Genomic DNA, 13093 nt, shown 5'->3' on the forward strand with positions numbered 1-13093 from the left:
AATTAACATTATGAACTACACTTTATCATTAAAGTTACTTCTTTTTTCATTTCTTTTTATTCCGCTACTGACTTTCAGTCAAAACGTTACGGGTAAGATAATGGATGGAAGTACAAATTTACCTTTAGCTGGCGCTAACGTCATTATAAAGGGAACTAATACTGGAGCACAGACAGATTTCGATGGAAATTTTTCGCTCAACGTTGATAGTTTTCCAGTAACACTTACGGTTTCTTCATTAGGTTTTGAAACTGTTGAACAAGTTGTAAATGAGCCAGGAGTGGTAAACATAACACTCAAAGAATCTGCTACAGCACTTAATGAAATTGTTGTTACAGGTTTAGCATCTTCCACAAAGCGATCTAACTCTGCCAATGCTGTTGCTTCCATTTCTGCATCAGATCTTACTGGTGTAACTGTTCAGTCTGGTTTAGATGGTGCATTATACGGTAAGTTTAATGGCGCAGAGATTAAAGCCAATTCTGGAGCTCCAGGAGGTGGTATTTCAATGAGACTAAGAGGTGTGACATCAATTTTTGGTGATCAACAACCGTTATTTGTTGTAGATGGGGTTTATGTAGATAACTCTTCAATTGGTTTAGGAAACAATGTTGTAAGTCAAGCTGCAGGAGGTGGTAACCCATCAACAAATCAAGATGATGCATCCAACAGGATTGCAGATATTGATCCAGAAGATATTGAAAGTGTTGAGATTTTAAAAGGAGCTTCGGCTGCTGCGATTTATGGATCTCGAGCTGCAGGTGGAGTTGTTATTATTAAAACAAAACGAGGAAAGCAAGGTAAGCCTACCGTTCAATTCTCTCAAGTTGTAGGTTTGAGAAGCCCAACACAGCTTCTAGGTTTAAGAGATTATACTCAAGCACAAATAACGGCACTTGGAGGACCAAGTAACCCAGCACTTAGGGATTATGAAGCAGAATTATTTGATCATACCAGAGTATCTACTACAACAAGATTTTCTACATCTGGAGCAAAAGATGATACCGATTATTTTTTAGGTGCAACACATAGAGATGAACCTGGTTTAGTTGATAATACAGGTTATACTAAAAGTTCTGTTCGTCTTAATGTTGGACAGCGATTTAATGATTGGTTAGATATTTATGTAACGTCAAATTATATCAATTCGAAAGCCGATAGAGGATTTTTCAATAATGGTAACGCTAATAGAACAGTTGGTTATGCATTAGCATTTACATATCCTTGGGAAGATTTATCACCAGTTAATGGTGTTTATCCTCAAGGTGGAGCAGGATCTAATGTGTTAGAGACAGTTGCCTTAACAACCAATAGAGAGGAAGTGAATAGATTTATTGGAAGTGCGAAATCAAACATTAAATTATTGACTACAGATCAGCACAGATTAAAACTTGTTCTTGAAGGTGGTTTCGATCAATATACCTTAAGAACTACGAGTATTTTCCCTAAATCCTTATCATACTTCGCTTCGCCTACATCTTTAGGAGGTGTGTCGATTTCTGGTACAACGATTAATACAAATTATAACTTATCTGCATTCTTAGTTCACAATTTTGATTTGGATAACGGATTGAGTTTTACGACGCAATTAGGTAGTTTCTATCAAGACTTTGATCGTAATACAGTAATCACTATTGCAACAGGTTTAAATGGCTCGCAAACCAATTTAGGTCAGTCAACCAACGTGTCAACACAACAAATTATTAGACCGCAACAGGATACAGGGTTCTTTGTTCAAGAAGAAATCAACTATAATGATCAAATCATTGGTACTATAGGTCTTAGAGGTGATAAGTCGACAAACAATGGAGACGCCAATAAAATGTATTATTACCCTAAAGCTAATTTAGCAGTAAACATACATAAGTTTGATTTTTGGAGTTTGGATGAAGTTAGTTATCTAAAACCAAGAATAGCTTATGGAGAAGCTGGACGATTTTCAAATTTCAACGACAGATTTACGCCAATGAATCCTCAGTTTATTGGAGGACAATCTGGTTTAAGTCCAGGAAACTTACGAGGAAACCCTAATGTAGGACCAGAGCGACAGTCTGAATTAGAATACGGTCTTGATTTCGGGTTATTAGATAGCCGATTAAATTTTGAGATTTCATTTTACAATAAAAAGATTGATGATCTTTTAATTCAGTCTCAAGTGCCAACCACAACAGGATTTACAAATCAGGTAGTCAATGGAGGTGAGTTGGAAAATAAAGGTATTGAACTTGGCTTAAATGCCAATATCATGGAAAAAGATGATTTCTCATGGAAAGCAGGAATAAAATGGTGGAAAAATAAATCTGAAGTGACGCGTTTAGATGTACCTTCATTTACAACTGGTGGTTTTGCTGCTTCTCTTGGTACATTTTTAATTCAAGAAGGAAAAAGTGCGACTCAAATTGTTGGTACGTTTGATGCCACGGCATTTACACCTGAAGAAATTGCAGCTAGAGATCCAGAAGGAGATGGTTTCTTTGTCTATGGAAATGCTGAACCAGATTTCCAAATGTCATGGTTTAATGAAATCAATTATAAAAGGTTTGATTTCACATTCCTATGGCACTGGAAAAAAGGTGGTGATAATATCAACCTAACAACTCTATTATATGATTTAGCTGGAACAACTTGGGATTATAACGACACAGGTTTAGATCCGAGTGGTCAGTTATCTAATGGAGATTATCGTGCAAGTCAGGCCTTTGTTAATCCAGACCCAGTTATTGAAGATGCAGGATATTTAAAACTAAGAGAAGTTGGTGTGTTTTACACTTTACCTAGCGATTTAATAAAGTATGCTAATCAAATTCGAGTAGGAGTTTCAGGTAGAAACTTAATCAACATTTTTGATTATAACAGTTATGATCCAGAGGTTTCAAATTTTGGAAACAATGTCTTAGGAAATAACGTTGAGGTTACACCTTATCCAACATCGAAGTTTGTAAACTTTCACTTAAATGTCACGTTCTAAAAAAATAATATTATGAAAAATAGAATTATAAAAATGATCTTTTTTACACTGGCCTTTTCTTTTGCTGGATGTCAATTAGATGAAATACAAAATCCAAATGCACCTTCCGTAGGAAGTTTTGCAAATGGTGCTAGTCAAGCAGATATTCAATTATTAGCTTCAGGTCTTGAGGCAGTAATGAGAAATGATTTAGCTTTTCATTATGATACTGTAAGTATTCTCGGAAGAGAGTATTATGATTTAACAGGTGTTGACCCTCGTTATACAGGTGAGCTTTTAAAAGGACCTTTAGATAATAATGGTTTTTTAACAACCAGAGCATTTGCTGCTTGGTATAAAGTTGTTAAATCTGCTAATATACTAATTGAGGCAGTTGAGAATTCCTCGGCTGGATTCACCGATGAGGTCAAGAATAGTTATTATGGTTACGCAAAAACATTAAAAGCATATGCACTTTTAATGGTAGCAAATAGGCAGTATACTAATGGTATTCGACTTGATGTAGAAGATCCAGATAACCTTGGCCCTTTTGTAGGCTACACTGAAGCACTTACAGGAATCATGGCTTTATTAAATGAAGCAAATGACGATCTATCTAGTGCGTCTGGAAATTTCGATTTTAGTATTAGTTCTGGTTTTGCTGGATTTAATACAGCAACAACGTATAGACAGTTTAATAGAGCGGTTGCCGCTAGGGTTGCATTATACCAAGGAAATAATACTATGGTGTTATCTTTATTAGGAAATTCCTTTTTTGATATTAATGGTGATTTATTTAATGGTCCAGCACATATTTTCGGACTTACAGGTAATGATATCGTTAACGCTCAATTTCATGTTCAAGGGCAATCTGGACAAGAGTTCATGATACATGACTCATGGGTTGCAGATGCCGAAGCTGGTGATACTAGAGTTACCGAAAAATCTTTTCAACTTCCAGGCGGAACTATGTTTGATGGTCTTTCAGCAGATTATCAAATAGCCGTTTACGATACCAATGTAGATCCAGTATATCTTATCAGAAATGAAGAGCTTATTTTGATGTACGCTGAAGCTAATATTGGAACCGATAATCCAGAAACCGTAGCTGCAATAAATAGAGTGAGAAATGCTGCAGGATTGGGAGATTATGCAGGCAACCCAACTGATGCTACAGAATTGTTAGAAGAAGTATTAAGACAACGACGATATTCTCTTTTAGCTGAAGGCCATAGATGGATTGATCTTAGAAGATTGAATAGATTAAATGAAACATATATTCCTCTTGATAGAGCAGGAGACAATATAATTGACGCATTTCCTACACCATTTACTGAAAATGAATAGGTAATTATAGAGTAGTTTAAATCAAAAGCCTCAACTAAATGTTGAGGCTTTTTCGCTATTAATCAAAACCTTTTCTAATTCCCTAAAAGGTTTATCGCACATTGATATAAAATCAAATGTGTATCGTTAGACTTGACCTTCAAGTCTTTTATCCATATTAAACGTTTCTGTTTCCAAAAGCTCTGTTTCTGTATTCGTATTTGCACCTTTCATCCACATTTTTAAACGTGTTACTAAATAAAATAAGATAGGAACAACAATTAAAGTTAAGAACGTTGCAATGAACAACCCGTAAATTACAGTCCAAGCTAATGGTCCCCAAAATATAACGTTGTCACCACCTACATAAATGTTAGGGTTAAACTCGCTAAACAGTGTAAAGAAATTAATATTTAAGCCAGTAGCTAATGGTATCAATCCTAAAATAGTAGTGATGGCTGTAAGTAATACTGGACGTAAACGTGCTTTACCTCCTTTAACAATAGCGTCTAATAAATCATCTTTTTCTAAATACTCATCGTCATCTAAATCTCTTTTTAGCTTCTTTCTGTCTACCAGTAGCTGGGTATAATCCAGAAGTACTACACCATTATTTACTACAATACCTGCAAGTGAGATGATTCCCATCATGGTCATCATAATAACAAAGGCTTTTCCTGTTATGATCAAACCTCCAAATACACCAATAAGACTCAAGAAAATGGCTAGCATAATGATTCCTGGTTTTGATACAGAGTTAAACTGAAATATGAGTAGAAAGAAAATTAAACCAAGACCAATAAAAAACGCAGACATCAAAAATGCCATTTGCTTGTTTTGCTCTTCTATTTGACCTGTGTAATCAATTTTAACATCATTGGGTTTGTCATTAAAAGACTTCATTTCGTTCTGAATTTCGGTAACGATAGCACCAGCATCTGTATAGCCTGCAGCTAATGCAGAGTAAACAGTTACAACACGTTTCACGTCTTTATGCTTAATGGCACTAAACCCTGAAGAATTACTTTGACTCGCTACGGCAGACACAGGAATCTCCTTTATTTGACCAGAAGCCATATCTCTAAACGTAATCTTCTGATTGAAAATAGCACTTTTATTATATCGATTCTCTTCATTAAATCGTACATAGATATCATAATCATCTCCATCTTCTTTATAAATTCCGGCTTTAGCTCCAAAAATAGCATTACGTAATTGTTGTCCTACTTGACCTGAGGTAATCCCTAACTCACCAGCTTTTTTACGATCTACATTAACTTGCATAGAAGGTTTTGAGCGGTTCACATCAATTTTTAACTCTTCAATACCTTGGATATTTTTGGTATTAATGAAGTCACGCATTTTTTCGGCAGTAGCAATGAGTTCTTCATAATTTTTACCTTCTAACTCTATATTGATTGGATAACCTGCTGGAGGTCCAACAGCATCTTTTTCAACAGAAATTGCAACACCAGGATAAATACCATCCAAGGCATCTTGCACTTTTTTTAAGAGTTCATTACTATCAGCACCTTTTCTAAATTTATATTCGCGCATAGTCGCTGTGATCTTTCCACGATGCGGCATTTCGGCAGCAGAACCACCATCGGTTTGAGGATTTCCTGCACCTTCACCTACTTGGGATACAGCACTTTCGGTTAAGAAATTGTAACCATCATTGACATAGGTATTTTCATTAATAATGTTGTATACACGCTGTTCAATGTCTTTAGTAATGGCATTAGTTTTTTTAATGTCTGTACCTTCAGGGTATTCGATGTAAACTATAATTTGGTTTGGCGTGTTATCAGGAAAGAATTCAACCTTTGTACGTTGACTAGCAACTGAGCCACCAAAACTTGCAAAAGCTATAAATAATAACACTACAGTACCTACAGTAATAAAAATTGGACGTTTCTTTCCTAATGCACCACGAAGTATTTTTTCATAAAAACGTTCCCATTTAGGCAATGTTTTAGACTGAAAATTATTAGCCCATTTTCTAAGAAATAAGCGGTATGCCCAGAGTAAGATTGCTGTAAATACCATAACAGTACCTAATCCTCGATATGCACCACCAAAGAATATTATTGTCAAACCTATGATTCCTAAAATAGCTGAAACCTTTATAATTTGCTTTAACGGCATTTCTTTGTCTTCAATGGTCATGTATCGAGATACTAATACCGAATTGAAGAAAATAGCAACAAACAATGATGATCCTAAAACTACAGAAAGTGTCACAGGGAAATAAATCATAAATTGCCCCATTACACCAGGCCAAAGCCCTAATGGCACAAATGCAGCAACCGTTGTTAAGGTTGATATAATAATTGGAAACGCAATTTCACCAATACCTTTTTTTGCGGCTTCAATACGACTCATGCCTTCTTTTTCCATCAAGCGATAAACATTCTCAACAACCACAATACCATTGTCAACTAACATACCAAGTCCCATAATTAATCCGAACAGAATCATGGTATTCATAGTATATCCTAAAAGGTTTAGAATCATTAACGACATGAACATCGACATTGGAATTGCAAATCCAACAAACAAGGCGTTTTTAAATCCTAAGAAAAACATTAAAACGGTTACTACTAGAATAATACCGAAAATGATGTTGTTTACAAGGTCATCTACTTGTCCGATTGTTTTTTCAGATTGATCGTTTGCAATGCTCACTTTTAGATCTGGAGGAAACACATTGGCAACAGCATCATCAACCATAACCTGAATTTTATCAGCAGCATCCACCATGTTTTTTCCTGCTCGTTTTTTTACGTCGAGCATCACAACTGGATCACCAAACTCTCTTGCATAGGTTGTTTTATCTTCATCTTTAAATGTAACCTTTGCGATATCTTTTAAGTAAATAGGATTATTGCGTTCACTCTTAACTACAAAGTTCTCCAATTCTTCTGGATTATCAATTTCACCTAGAATTCTGATTGTACGACGTTGTCCGCTTGAAATTAAATTACCAGCAGACATAGTCATGTTTTCATTACTAATCGTTTGAATAATATCGTTAAAGCTCACTTGTGCAGCCATCATTTTGTAAATATCTACAGCTACTTCTACTTCTTTATCTTGAGCACCTCTAATATCAACTTGTTTAATTTCTTGTAAGCCTTCTATTTCATCTTCAAGATATTCTCCAAATGATTTAAGCACATCTACAGGATAGTCACCAGAGATATTAATGTTGAGGATTGGAATTTCCTCAGACATACTCAAATCAAATACATTTGGTTCAACTTTAGCACCATTAAAGGTTGGCCAATCTTCACTAGCTGTTTCAGAATCTACCTCATCCTTTACTTTTTGTTTAGCTGCTTCTACCGAAATATTCTCATCAAATTCAACAATAACAATTGAGTAGTCTTCTTGTGATGTTGAAGTAATCTCAACCACATTACTCACAGTTTTTAGTTGATCTTCGATTGGATCTGTGATTAACTTTTCAATGTCCTCGGCAGTATTTCCAGGATATACAGAACTGATGTAGATTTTAGTTTCTTTAATCTCTGGGAAGTTTTCACGAGGCATACTAAAGTAAGCACTTGCGCCTAAGATTAGGATAAGCGTAATTAATACATACATCGTGGTTTTATTATTAATAGCCCACGACGATAGTATAAATTCCTTATCTACTTTTTTCTTTTTTTTGTCTTTTTTGCTCATTGCAATCTCAGGTTTAGTCGTTAGTAGAATCGTTTGTTTCGAGGATAAGAATCTTAACTTCTTGACCGTCTTTTACACTTCTTGCACCTTCTTGTATGATTTCGTCATTATTGGTTAATCCAGAAAGAACTTCAATGTAATCGCCTTGTGTTTTTCCAGTTTCAATAAAAGCACGTTTAGCTGTTGCTTTATTATCAGACTTATTAGTAATTGTATATACATACTGTTGGCCTTCGGCGTTTTCTGAAATAATACTCAAAGGAATAAGTATGGCTTTTTCATTTGTGTAATCGTTAATTTTCAGTTTTGCAGTAAGGTTTGGCTTGATATTTTTATTAGTATTCGGAATCGTAACTTCAACTTTAAACGTTCGGTTAGCTGGATTGATAAAGCTTCCCGCTTGACGTACCTTTGCTTCCATAGTAGTATCTAGAACAGGAAATTCTACTTCTACCATTTTACCTTCGGTCACGTTGGTAATGTAGCTTTCAGGAACATCAGTTTCAATGTACATCTCATCCAAATTCACTATTCTAAACAATTGCGATTGTCCAGGAGCAACAACACTTCCTTGTTCTGTAATTACATCATCAATAGTACCAGAAAAAGGAGCTTTAACAACTGTTCTAGCCACTTGTTGCTGTAATTGATTAACCGCTTTTTGTTGTGCTTCATAATTAGACTTGGCTTGTAAAAATTGAATTTCACTTCCTATATTTTGGTCCCATAAGCGTTTTTGTCGCTCGAACGTGGTTTTTGCTAAATCGGCTTGGATTTGTAATTGGGCCACTTGCTGACTTAATCCGCCATCATCAATTTTAGCTAAGGTTTGACCTTTTGAAACTTTTTGCCCTTCTTTAACAAATACACTTGTCATTACACCAGAGTATTCTGGGTAAATCACTAAGTTTTTCTTTGTATCCACATTTCCTTGTAATTCTACATAATGTGTAAATACACTTTCTTTTGCAGGAAAAGTGGTAATCAATGGAATTTTCTCTTGAGGATCTAATTCTTTGATTTTAGAACTTAGTTGCTTCAATTGTTCGGCGAGTGCTTGTTGTTGAGCATCGAGTTCGGTTTTCTTTTGACGAATTTGTTCTAGGTCATTAGAAGCAATGATGTCTTCTACACTTTGTGTTTTCTCATTTCCGCAGGAAAACAATACAAGAGCGACTAGTGATAAAGTTATAATATGTTTCATTTGAATAGTGTTTAATTGTTGATTGGTGAATTAAGTACAGTTTCTAATTCGGCTTTTGAATTGATAACATCAAGCATGGCTTGAAGTAATTCTTGTTGAGCGGAGTATAATTGAGTTTGCGCTTGACGAAGCTCAAAACTTGAACCAATACCTTCAAAAAATTTGGTTTGATTTTTTTGTTCGATTCGCTCGGCAAGTGCTAAATTTTCTTTTTTATTTTCGTAATCTTCAATTGCAAACTGATAATTGCTTTTTGATGACGCGATCTCAAGTTGAATTTTTTGTGCTGTTTCGGTTAAATCATTTTGTGCTTTTTCGAGATTAATAGCGGCTCTTTGCGTTGAAGCACTTCGCATACCTGAACTAAAAATTGGAATTTTCATCGATACGCCAAATATTGACGATCCGAACCATTGTTCACTACTACTTGTGAAGTTGAACGCTTCTCTGTTTGCAGTATATGCTCCATTTATAAAAGCATCTAAGGTAGGTAAGGCTTTACTTTTTTCTAACTTTAACAAAAGCTCTTTTGAACGTTTATCATTTTCAGAAATCTTATAATCAATGGTGTTTTGAACATTGTCCTCAACAGTTAAAAGATCTAAAAGGGTGTTTTGGTCTGTTAAACTTTCGAGGTTGTCTGTTAATGTCGTTTTAGAGTGAACATCAATACCAAGCGTAATATTTAGCATTTGATAAGCTAAATCTTTCAATCTTGTTGTATTGTTTAAATTACTTCTAACACCTGATAATGTAATCTGTAATTGCTCTACACTTTCTTCTTCCTCAAGACCATTTTCATAAATCTTAGTGGTTTCATCTAAGTTTTTTTCTAAAACGGCAATGTTTCTGTCAAAGATATTAATGCTTTCTTCAGCCAATAAAACATTACCATAAGCATTGATCACGGCTTTTCTAATCTCCAAATCGGTTTTTTCCTTAGCATTTTTAGAAATTTCTAAAAATACTTTTGCCGATTGTAAACCAACTAAGTAAGAGCCATCAAAAAGTTTTTGATTTAATGTGGCTGTGGCAACCAAAGAATGTTTTGGTCCAGCTTCAATGATTTGGTCTCCGAAAACGAAAACGTTTCTTTTTATGGCATTTTGATAATCGACTTGACCACTTAATTGCGGTAAACCAGTTGCAATTGTCTCCCATTTTTGCTTTATAGCTGCGTCGACGTCATAGGCCGCATTTTTCGCAGTTCTGTTGTTCTCTAAAGCATAATCTATGGCTTCCTGTAAAGAGAAACTTTGAGGAGTTTCTTGAGAAAATCCGTTATAAAACAGATGTATGCTTAAAAATAATATGAGTGTTTGTCTCATAGTTTATGATTGATTTTTTGTTATAAATTGATTTAATATTTTGAATCCTTTTTCAGTAACAATGGCTCTTAAGTGGTATTCGAGATAACTTTCCATAAGGTATTCCATGGGGAATTTTTGATTTGGAAAAATGGCACCATCCTTTATTCCAGTCATCCCATTAAAGTACATTCTAGAAATAAAGTCAACATCAATACTATCTCTAAAAAGACCTGTGTCAACACCATCTTGTAAACTTTCTTGAACGGATTCATGCATTTTCTCAAATTGCTTGATTTTTAGCATGCTATAAATCTGTGGATAATATTTTCTTAGCTGGTATTGCGGTGACGATTTCTCATTTTTTAAATGATGCATTACAAACATTTTTATGTCGTATAGTTCTTCAATCGGATTTTTTGAAGCCTCACAAATATCATCTATACCCTCGCAAATGGTTTCAAATAGATAAAATGTTACGGTTTCTACAAGTTTGGTTTTATTACTAAAATGAACATAGATCGTTTTTTTTGAGATCCCCATTTCATTAGCTATATCATCCATTGTTACACTTTTAAAACCAAGTGTAAGAAAGAGTTCGGTGGACTTATGTATTATTTTTTGTCTCATAATCAGGTGCAAAGGTAAGCTAGGAAACTTTAAAAACAAAAAAAGTTTCCTAAGTTTTAATGTTTTTTTAACATTGCGTTAAAGTGTTGTGCTTGATTTATTCATTTGCATTATTTTTGCACAATGCAAAATATTCAATCCTACCACGACGCATTTGTAAAGCATCTTGAGGCTTTCATAACATCAAAGCAACCAGAAACACTTTACAATCCTATTAACTATATTTTACAACTAGGCGGTAAACGTTTACGTCCAATTTTAACATTGATGACTGCCGAGATTTTCGAAAGCGATTATAAGAAAGCGTTGGATGCGGCATTAAGTGTTGAGGTATTTCACAATTTTTCTTTAGTTCATGATGACATTATGGATGATGCACCTTTACGAAGAGGAAAAGAAACTGTTCATGAAAAGTGGGATATAAATACGGGGATTCTATCTGGAGATGCCATGCTTATTATGGCCTATCAATTGTTTGAAAATTATGAGCCTCATGTATTTCAAGATTTAGCAAAACTATTTAGCAAAACAGCAATTGAAGTTTGTGAGGGTCAGCAATATGACGTTGATTTTGAAACTCGAGATGATGTGACGATTGCTGAGTACCTTAAGATGATTGAATATAAAACAGCAGTTTTAGTTGGAGCTGCTATGAAAATGGGAGCTATTGTTGCCGAGGCTTCTCAAGAGTGTCAGAATTCTATTTACGACTTTGGAAGAAACCTAGGTATTGCATTTCAACTACAGGATGATTACTTAGATGCTTTTGGAGATCCAAAAACATTTGGTAAACAAGTTGGTGGTGATATTATAGAAAATAAGAAAACCTATTTGTATTTGAAGGCTCTCGAATTTTCAAATAAAGAAGATCAATTGCAACTGGAACATTTATATGGCGTAAGTCCATCAGACCCAAGTGAAAAGATTGAGACAATAAAACAATTATTCGTAGCAACAGGTTCTGCAGAAGCGACTAAGAAAGAAATTGAAAACTATACAAAGAAAGCGTTCTCGGTTTTAGAATCCATTAAAATTTCCGAAGCCAACAAAAATGCACTTATGTCGTTTGGTGAAAATTTAATGAATCGTAATGTATAATGCAATTACCTACCACATTTGAACATTTAATCTCAGAAGCTGAAGACCTTAATCTCTATGTTAAACTTATAAAACAAGTCAATAAAGATTTTTTATTGGCTAATATTGATCTTGATTTTCAAGACGATATTTTACCATCACGTTTGAAGTATGTTATGCATGAGACGATTTATAAACTTATTCAAGAGAAGTTTGCCGATTATTTGAACTTACTATATATCGTTGATGTTTCCGAAGAAAAAATTAAGCAATTAGATGGTAGTGACACCTTAAAACTTTCAGAGCAAGTCACTTTTTTAGTGTTACAGCGCGAATGGCAGAAAGTATGGTATCGCCACAAGTTTTCTTAGAAAAACACGCGAACAAAAGGCGCCCAAGGATCGGCATAAATACTTTTGTCTCTATCGTAAAGTACGTCATACCTGATACCGAGTGTTACATTATTGGACCTATAACCAACACCTAAGAATAATGCTGGATACCAATAGTTTTGATCTTCAAATTGGTTGTTTTCAAATTTCCGATTTACATTAAGCTCTTCAAACTCTCCAGATAATTGAATTTCAGGAATTGGATTGTATAAACTAATAACGCTAGCTCCAAAAATTGTAGAATTATAAGTGTTTTTTAAGCTATTGTAAGTGCCGTTTAGCCCTAAACCTAAGGCAAAATCTGAATTAAATTGGTAAATGGCACTAGGTGCAAGTGTCCCGCTAAAAAAGCCATCACCAAAACTTAACCCTAAACCACCACCAAAACGAACGTGATTCCAAAAATCGTTAGTACTATCTTGAGAATATGAACTAAATGAAAAACACATAATGAGCGATAGAGTAACTACGGATTTCAAATTAAAAAGGTAAGGAAATTTCATAAAGCAAAATTTGAGTT

At 34.6% G+C, this 13093-nt stretch carries 9 protein-coding genes; 4 read left to right on the forward strand and 5 right to left on the reverse strand.

What is annotated here, in order from left to right:
• Nucleotides 1-10: 10 nt before the first annotated feature.
• Together Q0783_RS06255 and Q0783_RS06260 are read left to right on the forward strand one after the other, a co-directional pair.
• Nucleotides 11-2968: a SusC/RagA family TonB-linked outer membrane protein gene (locus Q0783_RS06255; protein ID WP_298894063.1), complete on the forward strand. Its 2958-nt coding sequence runs from the start codon at nucleotides 11-13 to the stop codon at nucleotides 2966-2968.
• A gap of 12 nt (nucleotides 2969-2980) precedes the next feature.
• Nucleotides 2981-4294, forward strand: coding sequence for a RagB/SusD family nutrient uptake outer membrane protein (locus Q0783_RS06260; RefSeq protein WP_298894065.1), 1314 nt, complete (start codon nucleotides 2981-2983; stop codon nucleotides 4292-4294).
• A 126-nt stretch (nucleotides 4295-4420) separates the two neighbouring features.
• On the opposite strand, the gene Q0783_RS06265 is transcribed toward Q0783_RS06260, so the two are convergent.
• The 4 genes from Q0783_RS06265 to Q0783_RS06280 are packed head-to-tail and all read right to left on the reverse strand — an operon-like array spanning nucleotide 4421 to nucleotide 11104.
• Nucleotides 4421-7963, reverse strand: a complete 3543-nt coding sequence (locus Q0783_RS06265) for an efflux RND transporter permease subunit (protein ID WP_298894067.1) — start codon at nucleotides 7961-7963, stop codon at nucleotides 4421-4423.
• A 13-nt stretch (nucleotides 7964-7976) separates the two neighbouring features.
• Nucleotides 7977-9167, reverse strand: coding sequence for an efflux RND transporter periplasmic adaptor subunit (locus Q0783_RS06270; RefSeq protein WP_298894069.1), 1191 nt, complete (start codon nucleotides 9165-9167; stop codon nucleotides 7977-7979).
• A gap of 11 nt (nucleotides 9168-9178) precedes the next feature.
• On the reverse strand, nucleotides 9179-10495 hold the full coding sequence (locus Q0783_RS06275) for a TolC family protein (protein WP_298894070.1): 1317 nt from the start codon (nucleotides 10493-10495) through the stop codon (nucleotides 9179-9181).
• 3 nt (nucleotides 10496-10498) lie between these two features.
• Nucleotides 10499-11104 (reverse strand): TetR/AcrR family transcriptional regulator, encoded by a 606-nt coding sequence (locus Q0783_RS06280; RefSeq protein WP_298894071.1) that lies wholly within the window; start codon nucleotides 11102-11104, stop codon nucleotides 10499-10501.
• 123 nt (nucleotides 11105-11227) lie between these two features.
• Here Q0783_RS06280 and Q0783_RS06285 point away from each other — a divergent pair, with 123 nt between their 5' ends.
• On the forward strand, nucleotides 11228-12202 hold the full coding sequence (locus tag Q0783_RS06285) for a polyprenyl synthetase family protein (protein ID WP_298894072.1): 975 nt from the start codon (nucleotides 11228-11230) through the stop codon (nucleotides 12200-12202).
• A complete protein-coding gene (locus tag Q0783_RS06290; protein WP_298894073.1) occupies nucleotides 12202-12552 on the forward strand; it encodes a hypothetical protein in 351 nt (116 codons plus the stop codon). The genes Q0783_RS06285 and Q0783_RS06290 overlap by 1 nt, the downstream gene beginning before the upstream one ends.
• Here Q0783_RS06290 and Q0783_RS06295 read toward each other — a convergent pair.
• On the reverse strand, nucleotides 12549-13076 hold the full coding sequence (locus tag Q0783_RS06295) for an alpha-ketoglutarate decarboxylase (protein ID WP_298894074.1): 528 nt from the start codon (nucleotides 13074-13076) through the stop codon (nucleotides 12549-12551). The genes Q0783_RS06290 and Q0783_RS06295 overlap by 4 nt on opposite strands.
• Nucleotides 13077-13093 lie beyond the last annotated feature (17 nt).

This window comes from uncultured Psychroserpens sp. (assembly GCF_947500255.1).
Taxonomy (GTDB): domain Bacteria; phylum Bacteroidota; class Bacteroidia; order Flavobacteriales; family Flavobacteriaceae; genus Psychroserpens.